9 protein-coding genes are annotated in these 18,073 nt (G+C 38.4%); all 9 read right to left on the bottom strand.

All coding sequences use genetic code 11. From position 1 onward, the window contains the following. Positions 1 to 80 precede the first annotated feature (80 nt). Entirely contained in the window at positions 81 to 1,394 is a 1,314-nt protein-coding gene (gene fahA, locus AOR04_RS12345) for a fumarylacetoacetase (protein ID WP_096793505.1), read from the bottom strand. Positions 1,395 to 1,530: 136 nt separating this feature from the next. Continuing rightward, positions 1,531 to 2,577 carry a 4-hydroxyphenylpyruvate dioxygenase gene (gene hppD / locus AOR04_RS12340; protein ID WP_008134701.1) on the bottom strand — a complete coding sequence of 349 codons (1,047 nt, stop codon included), beginning with the start codon at positions 2,575 to 2,577 and terminating at the stop codon, positions 1,531 to 1,533. Between the two features lie 303 nt (positions 2,578 to 2,880). Next, positions 2,881 to 5,628, bottom strand: a complete 2,748-nt coding sequence (locus tag AOR04_RS12335) for a metallophosphoesterase (RefSeq protein ID WP_096793504.1) — start codon at positions 5,626 to 5,628, stop codon at positions 2,881 to 2,883. Positions 5,629 to 5,766: 138 nt separating this feature from the next. Beyond that, positions 5,767 to 7,260, bottom strand: a complete 1,494-nt coding sequence (locus AOR04_RS12330) for a peptide MFS transporter (protein WP_096793503.1) — start codon at positions 7,258 to 7,260, stop codon at positions 5,767 to 5,769. Between the two features lie 247 nt (positions 7,261 to 7,507). Further along, entirely contained in the window at positions 7,508 to 11,326 is a 3,819-nt protein-coding gene (locus AOR04_RS12325; RefSeq protein ID WP_096793502.1) for a cellulose synthase subunit BcsC-related outer membrane protein, read from the bottom strand. Next, positions 11,317 to 12,447 carry a cellulose synthase complex periplasmic endoglucanase BcsZ gene (gene bcsZ / locus AOR04_RS12320; protein WP_096793501.1) on the bottom strand — a complete coding sequence of 377 codons (1,131 nt, stop codon included), beginning with the start codon at positions 12,445 to 12,447 and terminating at the stop codon, positions 11,317 to 11,319. The genes AOR04_RS12325 and bcsZ overlap by 10 nt, the downstream gene beginning before the upstream one ends. Next, positions 12,447 to 14,693, bottom strand: a complete 2,247-nt coding sequence (gene bcsB / locus AOR04_RS12315; protein WP_096793500.1) for a cellulose biosynthesis cyclic di-GMP-binding regulatory protein BcsB — start codon at positions 14,691 to 14,693, stop codon at positions 12,447 to 12,449. The genes bcsZ and bcsB overlap by 1 nt, the downstream gene beginning before the upstream one ends. Beyond that, positions 14,686 to 17,358: a UDP-forming cellulose synthase catalytic subunit gene (gene bcsA, locus AOR04_RS12310; RefSeq protein WP_096793499.1), complete on the bottom strand. Its 2,673-nt coding sequence runs from the start codon at positions 17,356 to 17,358 to the stop codon at positions 14,686 to 14,688. Before bcsA ends, bcsB begins: the two co-directional genes overlap by 8 nt. Further along, positions 17,355 to 18,068 carry a cellulose biosynthesis protein BcsQ gene (bcsQ, locus tag AOR04_RS12305; protein WP_096793498.1) on the bottom strand — a complete coding sequence of 238 codons (714 nt, stop codon included), beginning with the start codon at positions 18,066 to 18,068 and terminating at the stop codon, positions 17,355 to 17,357. Before bcsQ ends, bcsA begins: the two co-directional genes overlap by 4 nt. Between the last annotated feature and the right edge of the window lie 5 nt (positions 18,069 to 18,073).

Below are 18,073 nucleotides of genomic sequence, written 5' to 3'. Positions count from 1 at the left end.
CCAGAGAAAAATTGTAACTGTTCAAAAATTAATAAAAAAGGGCTGCTTTTAGTAAGCAGCCCTTTTATTTAATACTCGTATTATTTTGTAGGCAGAACTGTACTCTCTACAGAGCCAAAACCTATACGTGCATAGCCTTCTTTTTCACACCAGCCACGCATAATAACGTTATCGCCATCTTCTAAAAAGCTGCGTTGTTCGCCATTACTTAGCGTGATTTTTTCTTTGCCACCACGTGAAAGCTCAAGTAATGAACCTGCTTCTTCGTGCGTTGGACCCGACTGAGTGCCCGAACCTAACATGTCACCTGGCATAAAGTTACAGCCATTTACTGTGTGGTGAGTAACCATTTGTGCCACGCTCCAGTAAGAGTGCTTAAAGCTAGATGTTGATACGCGCGTTGGGTTATGGCCTTCGCTACGCATTTTTTGCGTTTGAATTTTAACATCCATTTGAATATCAAAAGCACCTTGGTCGCGATTCGCTTTTGATTCTAAATAGTCCATAGGCTGTGGATCGTTTTCATCACGTGTCCAGCTTGTTCTATAAGGCGCTAATGCTTCGGTTGTTACAATCCAAGGCGATACAGTTGAGGCAAAGTTTTTAGCTAAAAATGGACCAAGCGGTTGGTATTCCCACGCTTGCAAGTCACGTGCTGACCAATCGTTAAATACACAAAAGCCAAATACGTGGTTTTCAGCATTTTCGATAGCGATTGCATCGCCCAGTGCATTGCCTTTACCTAAGTAAATACCCAGCTCTAGTTCGTAATCAAGGCGTTTACACGGACCGAATGATGGCACTTCAGCGTCTGGCGCTTTGGTTTGACCTTTAGGGCGATGAAATGTTTGACCCGATACGTCAATAGATGAAGAGCGACCATGATAACCAATAGGTACCCATTTATAATTAGGTAATAATGGGTTGTCAGGGCGAAACAAACTACCCACAGCAGTAGCATGATAAATAGAAGTGTAAAAGTCGGTGTAATCACCGATACGACAAGGCAAAGAAAACTCTATATCAGACTGTGCAACCAATGTATCGCTAAGCGCTTGTTGGTGCTCAGAGCCTGCTCTTAGTGCTTTTGAAAGGGCCAAACGAAGGGCTGACCAATACTGCCCCCCTAAACCCATAAATGTATTTAGAGTTGTTTCACTTGCTGCATCAGCGGCTGTTTTAGCGTCACCTGTTAAAACGTTTAATTTACTTAGTTTTGCTAAATCGATTACTTGGTCGCCAATAGCAACACCACCACGAAAGGCTTCATCAGCGCCTTTACGACGAAACTCTGCAAACGGTAAGTTTTGAATAGGGAAGTCGCAGTTATCAACATTAGCTGATTCTACCCAGCTGATTAAATTAATATCGTGGGTTTCGTTAATTAGGCTCATTACATTTCCTTTGGATTTTACGGTATAGCGATAAAGTACAGTTTATTTAATCATACTTGTACTCAGCGCAATACTTTTTAAATATTAAAACGACAAAAAGCAGCGAAATTCGCTGCTTTTAATTTACTCAAATGTTTTATAAAACGCCGCGACGCTCTTGGTCGCGTTCGATTGATTCAAATAATGCTTGGAAGTTACCTTCACCAAAACCACCATCATCAACGCGTTGGATCATTTCTATAAAGATTGGGCCAAATAAGTTTTTAGAGAAGATTTGCAATAAGTAACAATTTTCACTTTGGCTATCAACGAGTATTTGATGCTGACGAATCTTTTCTTTATCTTCCGCAACCCAAGGTACACGGTCAAAAATAGTATCGTAGTACTCAGGGATAATATCCAAAGTAGCAATTGTTGATTTATCCAGCTTATCGAGAGAGCTTACTAAGTCATCTGTTAAAAACGCTAAATGTTGAACGCCTGGGCCGTTGTACTCACCAAGGTATTCATCAATTTGGTTGTTATCGTTACCTTTACCTTCGTTTATTGGAATAGAGAAGGTGCCACAAGGGGACTTAAGTGCATACGAAATAAGCGCTGTTTTTTGACCTTTAATGTCAAAGTAACGTACTTCTGTAAAACCAAATACGTCTTTATAAAAGTTAGCCCATTTTTCCATGGTGCCTTTATAAACGTTATTGGTTAAATGATCGATTCGGATAAAGCCTTTATCTTCTACAATATTTTGCGTTTCTAAGTCTTCAAAATCACTTTCGTAAATAGTGCCTTTGTCGCCAAAATTTTCAATAAAGTAAATTAGGCTGTCGCCAATGCCATAAATTGCAGGGTAAGGCATGTTTTTATGTGTTGAATCAGTGGCTGGTTTTGCACCTCGCTCTACAGCTGTTTCAAATGCTTTTTGCGCATTCTCAACACGCCAACCCATTGAACAAATAGCAGGGCCATGGCTTTTAGCAAATTCTGCAGAAAAACCTTCACGCTCGTTATTCAGTAAAAAGTGAATATCGTTTTGGTTGTAATAAACAATGTCTTTACCTTTGAATTTTTTAAGCTTAGAGAAGCCAAAATCAGTAAATACTTTATCCATATAATCAGCATCAGGTGTTGCGTACTCGGTAAATTCAATACCGACTAAACCTAAATAGTTATTTACTTCACTCATTATTATTACTCCCGCAATTAAGCACTGCGATTATGTGTTGTTGTCATATTACAGTAGATAATCAACCAGATTTTTAATTTGGGGAAGAGAAGGGCGCTATTTAGTGTCTAGTGCATGTGTAAATTTTATAGGACGGTTATTATAAAGTTACGTGTTTGTAATACAGTTAAGTAAAATGAAGTTATATGGTATAAATTCAAGTGGGAGTGCTTGTTTTTAAGTTATTGTATTTAAATACTAAAAAGGAGGTTTAACCTGCGTTAAACCTCCTTTTATAATTAATAAGTAAAAGCTTTTTCGTACTTAATTGTTTACACTTTGAGAGGCGTTGCCAAAAAACTTGTTTCGCTGCTCTAGCCATGGGTTAGTTTTTATTGCTGGAGCTGCTTTGTAGTGACGTTCAATTGTTTGGTTTAAAGTACGTGTAGATTGCTCAAATGTTAATTTTTGTTGTGCAGCGCCCATACGCTTAATTTCATCTTGGGTCATAGCACGGCCAGCATAAAGCAATGCATTCAAGTAACCCGCTACGGTTTCAAAATTATTATCGGTAAATAAAAGCACCGTTTTATTGAGTGCCCATTGACGGTCAATTTCGCCGTCTTCTTTAACGCCAGCTAATTCACCATCAATGTATACTTCAAATACCCCATTTGTAGGTGCTGTGTAGAAAACAAATGCGACACGGTGCCATGCTTCTGCCTGAGTATTACCAAAGTAGCCACTGTCGCTTGTTGATTTACCATAACCACCACTTGGGTCTATAAATATGTCAGCATCGTCATCCAGATAATTGGTTGTTTCTGCTTGCATTATTGCACGATAAATATCTTTGCCTTCTGAAGGCCAATATAAATCCATAACAAGTGTGTAGTCAGATACCATTCCTTCGTTTGCAAAATCACCATTTGCAGGGGTGTTTAATTCAATTAATAAGCCTTCTGTCGGGGAGTGGCGCGAAAATGCCATGACACCCGAAGGGCCGTCAGTTAAATCATCAATATTTAACTGAGTGGTGGTGTTATATTGGGTTTCATCAGTGCCCCAATTTGTTTCATCTGGATCAAAGTAGTTAAGTACTGAAGGCCCAAAATCAGCCGCTAACGGATTGTTAGTATCCTCAAAATTCCATACAGTTACATTTGCTACGTTACTGCACGAGTAAAGCTCAGTGTCGGTATCCAAATGTAGGCATTGGCTTGTTCTAAATCGAGCATATTTATCAAGTAGCCACCAAGCTTCGGCTATTGGCTCTATGTTTGAGAATGTCACACTATTAAAAAATAAATCAGGATTTAAAGCCGCGCCTTTAAATAGCGCAACTTCGTAATTATTTGTGGGTTGTATATCTTCAGGTTTAAGTGAAAACCAATCAGGTTGACTGGCAAACATAGCGGTTAAATCACTGCCTGATACGGTGACTTTATAAATAGAATTAAACCCAGGCGTATTTGATGGCTGCCTTTCTACATAAAAAGCTTTATGAAAATCTTCTTGGGTAAGCGCGCCCGGTGTCCAGCGTTTTTGTACTAGCTCAGGATTTAAAAGCGCTGCGCTTATTGAACTTGAATGCTTTGCAGCTAAGGCGGTTATTTCAGCTAATTGTAAAGTAGTTGGATAATTTTCTGAAATAGTTATTTCTGTTTCAGCGTCAGGAGCATAACGACCCATAATTTCATCAATAGCTTGTTTAGTCGTTTCATCTCGTTCATTAATAGAGTCGGTTTCAATTGTTTTGTAATCAACAACCGGAGATGATTTATCCGCTAAATCAAAATCAAGCGTTAAATCAGTAATCCCTTTAGCATAAAAATCTGGCTGAATAACAATCGCGCCGTTGTCTAGTGTCTCGAAACTTTCACCACCATGCGTGTGGCCGCCAAGCACTAAATCAATGCCTGCGACGTTAGTTGCCATATCAGTATCAAAACCGACACCTAAATGGCTCAGCATGATCATATAATCTACGTCGTCACGATATTGACTAACAATGCTTTGCGCCACTTGTTGCCATTGCCAACTCATTTTAAATTGTTTTATAAAATCAGGGATTGGTTCATCTTCAATTGGTTCATCAAGTTCATTCCATGGCACAGAAGTCATACCAAACAAACCTAAAGTGACACACCCTACTTGTACTTTTGCAAATCCTACGCCTGCAAAATCTTGTAGTTGCTCACCTTCATACCGTGTATTACTCGCCAGTACGATGGCATTCTCGTCTTGGGAATAACTTAGTAATTTTTCTGGGCCCCATGCGTAATCATGGTTTCCAACAACACGAACATCAAATTGCATCGCTTTAATTGCTTCTTCTGTTGCAGTACCTTGTGATAGTTGCTCTGCAACGGTGCCTTTTTCATAGTCGTCACCACCATTTGTAAATAAGGTATGAGGAGTTTGGCTTGCTACTTGGTTGTAGTAGGCTTTAATACGGCTGAAATATTGCTCTTGGTAGCCAAAGCGAGCATGTAAATCGGCAACATGCACAAACCTCACTGATTGTTTAGTGGCATTCGCATCACAAGTTGGGCCTATATTGGCAAAAGTTTCATTACGCTGCATTTGTATTGCGTAGGTGCCTAATGTGTTCACTTGCGCGCTAACGAAGCCATCTAACACGGTTGAGTTTTCGATTATGTCCCATGTATTGGTTGATAGTTTTGCTATAAAGAGTTGCCCGCCTAATGCATAGTCCACAGGGATTTTTATTGTAATAGTGATGGGGGTAATTAAAGTCAGCGAGTTTGGTGTAAGACTATGTAAATCTGAAACTATATTTTGTTGCTCATTTGCTTCATCTAATAGTATTTTCTCGTAAGTAAGCTCTGTATTACTAGAAGTCGCACCAGCAGGAGCGGTTAGTATAAAATTACCTTCATCTAATGTCGTGTCTAAACCAGTCGAGCTTGATAATGTTAGTGTACTTGGCTCTGGTTCAACTGGGTTGTTTGGATTGAGTGTAACCTCGTCACTGGAGCCGCCACAAGCTGATAAAAGCATAATTAAAAATGCTAAAATTGTGGCATGTAATATCGTTAACGATTGCATATACAGCTGTTCCCTGAGTCTATTCTCTAATCAATCAGGCTATAATATCAGTTAACGGTGGTGCGGCAAAGTTGAATAAAAAAATCCCTCATAGCGGTTATGAGGGATTGGCTTTTAGTTATATTATTTAAAAAACAATTAAGAAGCTTTTTCTTCTAGCCCTTGTTTTTCCCATACTTTAGCTTTAAATGTCATGAGCACTAAAACAACACCAACACCAATGCTAAATAATGCAATTTGTAGGTATAGGTTAGGGATTTCTTGGACATTATTCGGATCGAAATTACCAGCAAGTAAACCTGCGATGATGTTACCGATTGAGTAAGTTAATACAAATACACCCATCATTTGACCAGTGTAACGTTTAGGCGATAGTTTACTTACCGCACTTAATGCTACAGGGCTTAAACAAAGCTCACCTACTGTATGTAAAAAATAGGTAGTAACAAGCCAGTAAGGCGCTACTTTTAAGCCTTCAGCAGCGTAATGAGCCGCCATAAACATAACTAAAAAGCCTGACGCCATGATAATTAAACCAAGCGCACACTTAAGGCTGTAGCTAGGTGATACTAGACTTTTAGATAAATTAATCCAAAGCGCTGCAAAAAATGGTGATAGGGCAATAATAAACAGCGAGTTTAACGATTGAAACCACGTTGTAGGGATTTCAAAAGTACCAATAAGGCGGTCAGTATAATCGCGTGCAAATAAGTTTAATGATGAACCTGCTTGTTCAAAACCAGACCAAAAACATGCTGATGCAATACATACTAAAAATAGCGCCCACATTCTTTGTTTTTCAGCATCAGTTAATTTACCTGTAAAGTAAATAACACCAAAATAAACAAAAAAGATAATAGTGAATACAACAGCTACGTATCCTGCAACCACTGTTGGATTGATTACAATTGCGCCGGTCATTGCAGCTGTAGTCACTGCTGCAGCTATAATTACAAACGCAGCAATACCACCCCATGCGCGGGAAGTACCTTTAGGGCCTAATGGGTTGGCTGGTAAAACGCTATGCTCTGGCAAGTTATTAAGTGAGCGCTTATATTGCACTAAACCAATAGCCATACCAACAGCTGCTGCGCCAAACGCCCAGTGCCAGCCTACGTTTTCCATAAAGTAACCACAAACGTAGTAACCAATCAAAGAACCTAGGTTAATACCCATGTAGTAAATAGCGTAACCACCATCACGACGTTCGTCGGCATCACTGTATAACTGGCCAACCATTGCGCTGATATTTGGTTTTAATAAACCAGTACCCGTCGCTACAAATATTAAGCCAATAAAAAATGAATAATCATGTGGAACTGCCAAAATAATATGGCCACACATAATAATAATACCGCCATACCAAACCGCTTTTTGACCACCGAATAGTCTATCGGCTAGCCAACCGCCAGGTAAACCTAAAAAGTATACTGCGCCTGTGTATAAACCATATATTGCAGCAGCTGATGCAACGGTAAAGCCAAGGCCTTCTTGTTGTAAGCTTGCCGTCATAAACAATACGAGCATAGCTCGCATACCGTAATAACTCATTCGTTCCCACATTTCAGTGAAGAACAATGTCGAAAGTCCTTTAGGGTGGCCAAACCAGCCACTATCTGGAGCTGAACTCATATTTACTTCCTAACTTTAAGAATTGTTGTAATGGCCTTATAATTTTTTGCTTTAGCTATTTTAGTATTTGTATTTACTAGAATGCTCGACCATCAGTATAGTATTTGTAGCTAAGATAATGATTTGCTATAGGGTAATAACACCACAAGGTAAGAGGCACACCCTTATCCTAGTTACAATTGGGCACAAGTATACATATACCTTAGTGCTAGGGGAAGTATTGCGCGGTGTATCACCTTATGCCGAGTTAGAACTCGGCATAAGGTACAATTGGAGTGCCAGGAAATTCAAGAGTGCCATATACAGGGTTGAAGTAGTATCGCATATACAATTGGCCAAAGTTAGGCTCGTAAAAGTCTGAACGATCTATTGCCAGGTAACCACCAAAAAACCAGTGTGGCGTTATTCTATATTCAAAGCTGCCCTCTAGGTTATAAGAGATACTTGAACTTGTGTCGCCCTCAAACGCTGGATTTGCTCCTGTTTCAAGCTGACGAATAAACGCTTCTGCTTGTAAGTCTGGATCGTTAGGGAAAAAGTCAATTGCTTGGGTTTTAGTTTGTGAATATGAAACGCCCGTTTTCAAACGATAAACAAAATCATTGCCCCAACGTGCGTCATAACTAAGCGGTACTGATAAACCAACGTAATTTTGTGGACTATAGTAACCACCATGCCCCCAAGTTTCTTCACTTAAATTATATTGGTATGCCCAATGTAATAAGCTTGCTCCTACAGTGAATTCGCGTTCTTGATTGCTAATTACGCGATAATAACTGCCACCCATAATACGATATCGCTGATTGTCTTTTACATTTTGGCCCTTATATGAGGTAAAGTCAGCACTAGACCAAAATCCCCAATTACCACCTAAATCGTGTGATATATTTGCAGTAAGGCCTGTAGAACGTACGCCTCCCCATATTTTACCGGTGTTTATATCTTCAAGACCCGCATAAGAAAGTACTGAGCTGGTAACAGGACGCTTCTCTAATTCAAGGCTGTATCCAAAGTCGCCAATATCATCGGCGTAATTTACGCCCCAGACAATATCCTCAATTAAAAACCCTAAAGGGGTTGTACCTATATCTAAACGCCAGTTTTCATTCTGCCAGCCTAATCCAATATCTACGCCGCTTTCTTTCGGGCTTACTTCATCAAGAGAACACGTAAATATACATAAAGCACCTTGGCCATAACGGCTTCCCGCAAATTGCTCATCAAAACGTGTTGTTTGCGCACTAATTGTTGTCGGGTCTATTTTTACAAAGCCTTGACCTTGCCAAAGTGGGAAATAGGCTTCAATAGGCACTAAACCAGCCCCAAGGGTTGCTTCACTTTCAGTGCTTGTCTGGCCACTAAAGTTAACACCAATAGCGATGTAAGCTTGGTTTTTGTTTTGTTCATTAATAAGCTCACGCTTTGCGCCGTTTATATACCACTCATCGCTTTCATTTATTAGCGAAAGCGAGTTATAAAGCTCTTTTTCAGTTAATGTGCGGTTAGGCGAGAGTGTTTGTGTGTACCAAAGTTGAGCTTGTTCTGTTTCATTGAAATTGCTGGCCACTTGGGCGCCCAAATAACGTAACTCTGTATCATTTGGCGATTTAGTAATGAGTTCTGTAGCTAAACCAAGTGCGTCACCTGAGTAGTTAAAATCATTAAGAGATGCCATAATTTGACGTTGTAAATAGCTTTCCTGTGATGAAGTTTGCGTTATAGCTTGTTGTGTTACTTCTTTGGCTTGAAAATCATCACCTTGCTCTCTGTACGCTTTAGCAATCGCTAGTAAAGCTTGTGGCTCAATAATTTGCTTATTTTGTACTTTTTGCTGATATAAGATAATCGCTGCTTGGCGTTGTTCAAGCGCTAAATTTGCGTTAATTAATGCTGTGGTTATTGCTGCGTTATTTTTATATTTTTGGTCTAGTTGATTTAGTTTCGCAATTAAATCGCTGCCGCTGTAATACTGGTTAATATAGTTGTTTTGTAACTGTACATATTGATTAACATCATTTTCAGATGCATTTTCTGAAAGAGCATAACTGGTGAACCATTGTTTAGTTTGTTGCTCATTTCCTTGTTCTAATAGCCATTCGCCATAAAGCATATGCCAATAAGCAGCAAGTGTAGGTTGTGCCGTTAATGCTTTATTTATAAGTTTAACAGCGTATAGCTTTTCATTAATTCGATACCAATTACGTGCTAATTCGGCTTGCATTACGGGAGTTAAGTTTTGTGCTTCTAAGGCGCTTAAATGATAGATGGCCGTTGCTTTATTTTTAGCATCAAGATGGCGCTCGCTTTGAGTTAAAGATTCGTTAAGTTGTAGCTGTTGTTCTAGCGTAACAATATCTGCATTTCTGGCTCTAAAGGGAATATATTGCAAGGTTGCAATAGCGCCTTGGTAGTCATCAATAGATCGTAGAAAAAGCGCGTGGCTATAGCGCAGCTGAGGGTTTAAAGGGAACTGCCACAATACGTTATTAAACAACGTACGAGCTTTATCAGTAAGCCCTTTTTGTTGGTATATAAAAGCTAAGTCGTAATATAGCCAAGATTGCTCTGGTGCAATATCTATTGCCTCACGCAACACTTTTTCAGCCTGCTCTAAATCACCTGCTTGCGCTAGGGTATTTGCTTTTGCTCGATATTGGCTACTAAGCGATATTGAATAGGATTGCTTAATTTGCTCCTTTTGAGCAAATGTTAAACGGTTATAAAAAGACGTTAAAGCTTGTTCACTTTGTTCAAGTTCAGCTATTTCAAGCAAACCTAATAAGGCGCTGTTATTGAGAGGGTCATTCTTTAAAACAATTTGATAGGTTCGTGCTGCTTGAGAGTATTGCCCTTGAGCAAATTGTAACAAGCCTCTGTTATATAAAACTGCATTAGGGTTTTGCTCCAATGCATCAGCTAAGTCTAATTTTAGCTTTGCTATTTTAAATTCGTTCTTATTAATTGCATCTTTGGCTTGGCGTATATAAAGCCAAAACTTTGCTGTTTTAGCTAATCCTTTTAAGGTTTCTCTTTGTGCAAAATCGGCGGTGTGCTGTTGCGCTCGTGTAAAGTACTCATAGGATTTTTGATTGTCACCTAAGCGTAAATAAAGAATACCCAGACTTCGCATTATTGCACCGTCTTGAGGTCGCCCACTTATCGCTTTTAACAGTAACGGTTCAGCCGCTTTTAATTTGTTTTTTTCAAGGAGTTTATCGCCTCTAACCCAGAGCTGATAGGCTGGATCTGCAATTAAGGTTTGACGTGCTGTTAAATCTTTTTTGAAATCCTGATACTGTAACTCACCTTTAGTACTAAACGGGTAAAGCATAAAGTAGGTTTGAAACTCTTTATCAGTGGCACCACTAATTGGCATGTTTGCTAGCGAACCGAGCCAAATCTCTTCTACTTCATTACTAAAGCTAGAAGTTGAGCCGTATTTACTTAGAATACGAATAGCGTGCTTGTCACTTGGGTTACGTCTGAGTAAATGCCTCGCGTAAGCAATCTTAACTTGGCCTATATTAGAGTAACTTTGCAATAATGTTTCGTAACCATTTTTAACACTTTGCCATTGAGAGCTGTCTTGTGCGTACCAGCTTAAATGTTCTAGTTCATAATTGAGTGTTGGGTATACATTATTAAATATTTTATTATAAATTTGACGTGCAGGTTCGTACCGACCTGCGCGAGCTAGTAATTTAGCTTCTTGAATAGCCGATTTATCTTTGCCTTCAATTCGAGACATGACTTTGAGTTTTTCAATGCAAGGGGGTTGCTTAATAAGTCCGTTATCTAACTTGCTTAGTAGTTGATTTGCTCCATCTAAATCACCGTTAACAAAGTTGTAATGCGCTTGAGCACACTGTGTTTCTATGCGGGTTGGAGCAATCGCGACCAGCTTTTTCAAGCTATCTTCAATAAGCCTTTTATTTTTTTGTGCTTCACCAATATTTATTTGGCTTAGTAACCACTCAACAGATCGCGTATCAATATCATTTACTGTTTTTGCGTTTAGCATTGGGCTCAGTATTAATACGCAGAGTAGGGCAACCTTTAGCTGCATTCAGTACTCCATTTAGGTTGTAATGTTCCATCCGCTGTAATTGCAAAACGTTTATTTAAAGTACTTGTACCAAATAAATTTAATACACTGTCGTAGTAACGAGTTTGAGTGAATGACTTATCAACCATTAATTTTTGCTGAATTGTCATCGCTAAGGAATCATCGTCTTGTATTGCAAGTAAAGGTAGTAAAGCAGCGTTAAAGCCTAATGGGCCTCTTTTTTCTGATTTACCTGATTTCGAAAACGTATTTAATGGCACATAACCACGGTCATTAATTGTTTTTAAAAATGGATTAAATTGTGCTAACAATTCTTTTTTATAAGGCGCATCGTTTGCCATCATACTGGCCCATAAATAAACCCTAATAGCGTTGTAGCTTCCTACGTCACTTGTTTTTTTATCGTAATAAAAACCATTATTAGTGTCGTACATTACCCAGTCAGGGCTAACACCTTGTTTGGCCGTATCTAGAATTAACTTTGCTGAGCTTTCATGCAGTTGCTCCCAAGGAGAATGAGGGTATAGTTTTTTAAATTGTTGATATATAAATAAAGGTGAGTAACTAGGGTTTAATTTATATTGTTCATCTTTAAATTCAAAGCCAGCTGGGGCTGGTAGTAATGACAAACCAAGACCGGAAATATAGGCTGTTTCTTCTCGTATTATACGCTGAGCTAGCACGGCCGCTAATATACTATAACGACGGTCACCCCAGAGAATAGCAGCTTGTGATAAGCTATAAGCTATCCATAAATCAGAGTCAGCGGCAGGGTTTGAATCTAAAATTGATCCTGCATTTTTTTCATTTATACCCCATTGCCATGCTGGTAAACGCGTACTTAAATCACCTTCGGATAAATGATTTTCGGTCCAATCAAGTACTAAATCAAACATTGCTTTATCGTTTGCTATTACAGCAAAAAATAACGCGTAAGACTGACCTTCAGATGTTGTAATACTCTGCTTACTACCTAAATCAATAACACGACCATCTGGGCTTATAAAGTGGCTTTTAAATACTTGCCATGCTTGCCACGGTTGACACTGTTCTATCTGTGCTTTCGCATTAAAAGCAAATAATGCCACAGCAACGCAGAATACCTTTATAAGTGACTTCATTATTTATCTCCCTCAGCTAAACGCTTGTATGTAAGTGCTTGTAATAATCGCCATAGAATAAATGAGATCAGCAGTAGCGTTAAAATAGATAATAACGCTAATATAAATGGGTGATCTGATAAGTGAAACCAAATTAAGGTATGAACAGGGATCTGACCAACAAAATACTGTTTATCTGTTTTAATTGTTTCGATCCCTTGTGTTGTAATTATTGTTGCACTGCCCTTAATTTGTTCTCGACTTTGCGAGTTCATCAGTGCGTTATCTAATAGGCCAAACGCTTCATTTGTTGTTGCCGTTAACGATACTATAGAACGTTGCGAGCTAAAGGGGGACTGATAGCCTGTAATCACCGCCATATTGCCGCTACTCTTTACGTTTATTTGTATTTTTTCAGCTTTATTATCGTCATAAGCACCGTTATAAATAGCGAGTTTAATTGCACGTTGATTGTTGTTAAGCAAAATGTTTTTTGGTTCATCTTCTTTTAGCTTGTCACTGCGCGTACTTGGTTTGGTTATAAACAGTATGTCTTTATCGTTGTAGTTTATATCATCACTTAAATATTTTACTGTTAAACGGTGACCAGGGTAGCCTGTTATAGCGCCAAAATGACCTGTTAAATTAAAGAGCATTGAAAGTGCTTTAGGTGTTGGGTTTTCATTCAAAATAACTAATGTTTGTTGTAAATCGGCGTATTTTGTAAACGGGAATCCACTATTAGCAAATACATTTAAATCTGGTAGTGCGATATAGTGATTAAAATTACTTACATCAATATGAGAGTTACCGTCTATAACACCATATTCGCCGCCAAGAGGAGCTCCAGTACATGTTGCATTTTTTAGTACGTCAAATCGAAAATCAAAATTAAGCTCATTACGTTTAGCCAAGCTAATACCATTAAGCGAAAAGTTTTCAGTACTTTGAGTTGAATCTGTATTAGCAATTAACGGTAACAGTGTTTTTGTTGTACTTACAGTAGAGTCATTTTTTTCTAATAAAAAGCCACTAATAAACTCTTGGTTTATCAGCATATTCAGCCTAGAACTTAGTGTGTCATCTTCTGGCGTATTACGATATTGCAACGTTATCGGGATCCCTTTTTCACGCCACGTAAATAAATCAGGTGCAAAGCGAATATTCAACTTAACAGGACCGCTATTGAGCCCTGTAGTTTGTAACTGAGTTGGGTAGTCAATTAACTCATCAAAATGTACAGGGCGATCGCTTCTCAGCCATCGAGGTGCATCGTAAGCTTTGCGAAGTGGAATCTTATTCATGCCTTCAATACTTACACTTCGGCCAGTCATTACTTTATGGCCAAACACTAAACCGTTTACTGCGGTTTTTAAATCTTTTTCATCACGTCCTAATATAAGGAGTATTTTTTTATAACGGTGTATTGGATTGGAAATAATCTCTATTGTTGGTTTTTCTACATCAGGGTAGTCGGCTAAAAAAGCAGGTTTAGATGTGTTTGTAATAAATACAACACTGTGTTGATTAGGTGATTGATTAAGTACAACAGGGAAGTTAGCACCACGCCAATCAGCTTGAGCACCAAACCAGCTCGAAAGTGTTGCAGCGGCTTCTATTGCTTCTTCATTTGGTGTGCCGGAAAAAATAAACGGAAGAGTTAGTTTACTGTAATCTTTGCTATCAAAAAATGGTTCAGGTAAATACTCAATTTTACTATCAATAGCCAGTGAAGTTTGGTCGAGAGTTATATTACTTGATTTGTTTATTTCTACCCAAATAGCACGGCTAAAATAGTCTTGACATGACGTACTATAATAACCAACAAGCTCAAAGCGAATTTGATTGAAGTCTTGAATGTATTTTGCGTTGAGCGCTATATTATGTTCAGCGGTATTTTTAATAATATTGGAAGGTTCATTTATAGATAAAACTGTCACTAAATTTTCATTAAAATACACTTTTAAATGCGATACGTTGGCAATTAATGAAGGAGAGTTTGTGTATGAGAAATTCAACATCAAATTTTTACTCAACTTATCAATGCGATTAGTGAAGTCGACATTTGAATCGTTATTTATACCGTCTAGCTTATAATTATTAAAACCCAGAGCTTCAAAATCAAGACGTAAGCTAGTAACTTGAGCACTCTCAGGATAGCCATTGTTGAATATGGTCTTATCACTCATGGGCTCAATAGCATTAGCTTGCCAAGCAATGTTCATGAGTAAAAATATAACGAGTGTACTAAGTAGCTTATTAATCATAATTATTTTGCACTATAGGTTTTTTTGGAATGAATGAGTTTATATACATAACTAAACGAGTTAACAGTTTAATAGTCGGTTGTAATGGCCTAGGCGCATGAAATAGTAAATTACTAAAGCCTCTTAAACTAGTCTTTTGTACTTCTTTGAAGCTGTATGACGGGCGATCATGCCTAAAGTTATTTTGCCAATCAAGCCAGGCATCTGCTCTAGAAAAAGTACACTGTATAAATGCACGTTGTTTTTCGAGCGACAAATCTTTAAGTGTCAGGCCTATATGTTTATTACGGGTATTACACACATGAGTTGTAAACGAAAATTGTTTGTCTCCTCGACTCATTAACAACTCAATTTTATCGTTTACTCTACATATGTGGGCATGCTCTGTCTCAATACCGACACCATTATCTGAGTAATCAGTGATTCTAACTTTTAATGTGTGCCCATTCGCTAAGCGAATACCCGCTGGAAAGTTGGCTTTTATTCGGTGTGAGTGCCTTACTTGACGCGCTTCTGCTGCAACAGCAACAGCGGCTCCTAGAATAATCATGTTGTAGAGCGCCCAGCCCATACTAATCACTAACACACCTATTTGAGAAGGGTCACCAAAGATCAAACGCAGTACCCCAAACACGATGCCCAGAAGGTTAATTGCTAACAGTATGAGATAGGGTTTCGAAATTCCCCAGTCGTAATGCTCTTCATCATTTAGCCCACCTTTTTCTGTTACATTAAACTTACCTTTATTAGGATTAAATAAGGCAACAGTGGTTGGTTTCAATATGTACCAAGCCAACACCGATTCATACACTTCGCCCCAAAATGAGTACCTGTATTTACCTTGAATACGTGAATTAGTCGCTTTAATTTGAATAAGCGTAGGTACTACATAAATAAAAATAGCTAAAAAAGGCGCATAAATAATATAGGCATTAAAGTAGATCAGTGCCAAAGGGGCTGTTAAAAATACAATACGAGGTATTCCCGATAAAAAATGTAACATTGCGTTTATATAGCACAAGCGTTGAGGAATACTTAACCCTTTGCCCATTAAAGGGTTATCAAGTCTGAAAATTTGCGCCATACCGCGTGCCCAACGAATTCGTTGCCCAATATGCGCCGATAAACTATCAGTAGCGAGTCCTGCGGCTTGTGGAATGTTGATATAAGCTGTTTTATAACCAGCGCGCTGCATACGAAGTGCTGTGTGAGCATCTTCGGTTACAGTTTCAAATGCAAAACCACCAATATTATCCAGCGCTTCTCGTTTTAATACCGCACAAGAACCACAAAAGAAAGTCGCATCCCACATGTCGTTACCGTCTTGAATAAGCCCGTAAAATAACATGTTTTCATTTGGGATTTGGCTGTGATTGTTAAGGTTTCTTTCAAATGGATCAGCAGAGAAAAAATGATGTGGTGTTTGCACTAAACAGACTTTACTGTCTTTTAAAAATTGGCCCATGGTTGTTTGCAAAAAAGAACGCGCAGGAACATGGTCACAGTCAAATATAGCAATGTACTCACCGTGGGTATAGCGCATAGCGCTGTTCATATTGCCAGCTTTGGCATGATTGTTATCCGGACGCGTTAAATACCCTACGCCAACTTCTTTTGCAAAATCAGCAAATTCAGGACGTTTACCATCATCGAGAATATACACATTTAACTTGTCCTCAGGCCAATCGATACTTAGCGCTGCTAATGTAGTTGGTTTTACAACACTCAATGGTTCATTGTAAGTTGGGATATACACATCAACCGTAGGCCATAATTCAGTGTTTCTAGGTAATGGTATGGGCTTGCGTTCGAGTGGGTTAATAGTTTGGAAAAAACCAAGTATTAAAACAAGCCAAGCATATGTTTCAGCAAGTAGTAGTCCAGCTCCTAAGGCTAAAGCAAGAGGATCATCCCAATTTAGCGTTTCAGTGTAACGCCACCATAAGTAACGTGAGGACGTTGTTACCGATAAAGTGATCATTACAATCGTTGCCATCTGGCCTTTTATTCGCTTAAGTGAATAGGCGACTAATAAAATGAAGCTTATAAAAATGGCTTGCGCTTCTAGACTAAAAGGAATAGTGATAAAAATCGTTAATAAAAACAATATGAATGCAATCACAATGTATTTTACATATTTATTTTGCCAAACACGCGCATCGGCAATAGAGTAAAAAGCACTTTGTTTAGGTTTTTTTTTGCTTTTTGACAGTATACGCCTTAGTAACTTACCTAATTTTAAATCAAACCACCTAAACTGCCTAAAGAGACGATTCACTGAGTCATAGAAATGGTGTGATATTTTTTCTTTCGTCGCCCTTTTTTTTGTCGTTTTTTTAACGAACGTCAAAAAAACGCTTTGTAAAATAAAGCGTATTGAATTTGAATAAGGATGGTTTCTATACGGTTGTCTTAAATGCGGATAATTCACGCTTATCGATTCACGAATATTACGCTTATGAACGCTAATTTTTACAAATAGAGAACTTACTATAATCAGAAATGGCATCAGCAATGCTTCAATCGCATTCATTCTGTGTTGATTGAAGTAGCCGTGAAACTTAAACAGAATCAAACGGACTAATTTTTCGCTAAACAATAAACTCAGCACCAGTCGAAAGGTGTTTTGAAAAGGGTGTTTATGAAGTGCCTTAAATGAGATCATAATGCTGTTTTACTTACCAACCAGCCAGCCAGCGTTTCGAAATCGTCGTTAGCAATGCTATAAGGTGCACAGTTTAGTGCCACATTACGATAAGCCGTTGACTCTTTAATCACTTCGTCACTATTTATAAAAAAAGGTGCCATAAGTGGGAGTGTTGACTGCCAAAGTGAGAATAAATCGAATTCTAATTCAGAGGATGAATTGTATCGGTTAACTAAAAAAAAGTGATGCCACGAATTTTCAGTCTTTTTTAGTTTTTGCAAACGTCTATAAATAAGACTGTGGCATACCGCATCGCAATTGACTAACTCAATGACAATATCGTCTTTATGTAAGGTGTAGTTACTGATATCTATATGACTTGGACAATCGAAGAGTACCCAAGCGTTTTGAATATTGTCCAGTTTATTGCAATTATCAATCAGTTCGTTTAATGCGGTATTAGAAGGTGTTTTTTCGCCATGGGGTAAAAAAATGATGCCGTCACTATCTTGGTAAAAAGATGTCAGGATATCGTTGAAATTTTCAGCGTCGCTCCAGCCTTGTGTATTTTTCCAAGGCAAACCAAAATGCAGCCCTAAATCACTTTTTGGGTCTAAATCAACCGCAATTACGTGTACATCGGATTTTTTCAGCACGCAGGCAAGATTAGCCACAATTGCGGTACAACCTGTACCACCTTTTATACCTTTTAAAAAAATTCTTTGCACGTGAT

Source organism: Pseudoalteromonas sp. 1_2015MBL_MicDiv (genome assembly GCF_002407505.1).
GTDB classification, from domain to species: Bacteria; Pseudomonadota; Gammaproteobacteria; order Enterobacterales; family Alteromonadaceae; genus Pseudoalteromonas; species Pseudoalteromonas fuliginea.
Note: the sequence above shows the minus strand (reverse complement) of the source record. Positions and strands in the feature narration are given on the sequence as shown.

Coding starts and splice junctions, on each gene's coding strand:
- fahA (WP_096793505.1), bottom strand. CDS start 1,394: ATGAGCCTAATTAACGAAACCCACGATATTAATTTAATCAGCTGGGTA.
- AOR04_RS12330 (WP_096793503.1), bottom strand. CDS start 7,260: ATGAGTTCAGCTCCAGATAGTGGCTGGTTTGGCCACCCTAAAGGACTT.
- bcsA (WP_096793499.1), bottom strand. CDS start 17,358: ATGATCTCATTTAAGGCACTTCATAAACACCCTTTTCAAAACACCTTT.
- hppD (WP_008134701.1), bottom strand. CDS start 2,577: ATGAGTGAAGTAAATAACTATTTAGGTTTAGTCGGTATTGAATTTACC.
- AOR04_RS12335 (WP_096793504.1), bottom strand. CDS start 5,628: ATGCAATCGTTAACGATATTACATGCCACAATTTTAGCATTTTTAATT.
- bcsB (WP_096793500.1), bottom strand. CDS start 14,693: ATGATTAATAAGCTACTTAGTACACTCGTTATATTTTTACTCATGAAC.
- bcsZ (WP_096793501.1), bottom strand. CDS start 12,447: ATGAAGTCACTTATAAAGGTATTCTGCGTTGCTGTGGCATTATTTGCT.
- AOR04_RS12325 (WP_096793502.1), bottom strand. CDS start 11,326: ATGCAGCTAAAGGTTGCCCTACTCTGCGTATTAATACTGAGCCCAATG.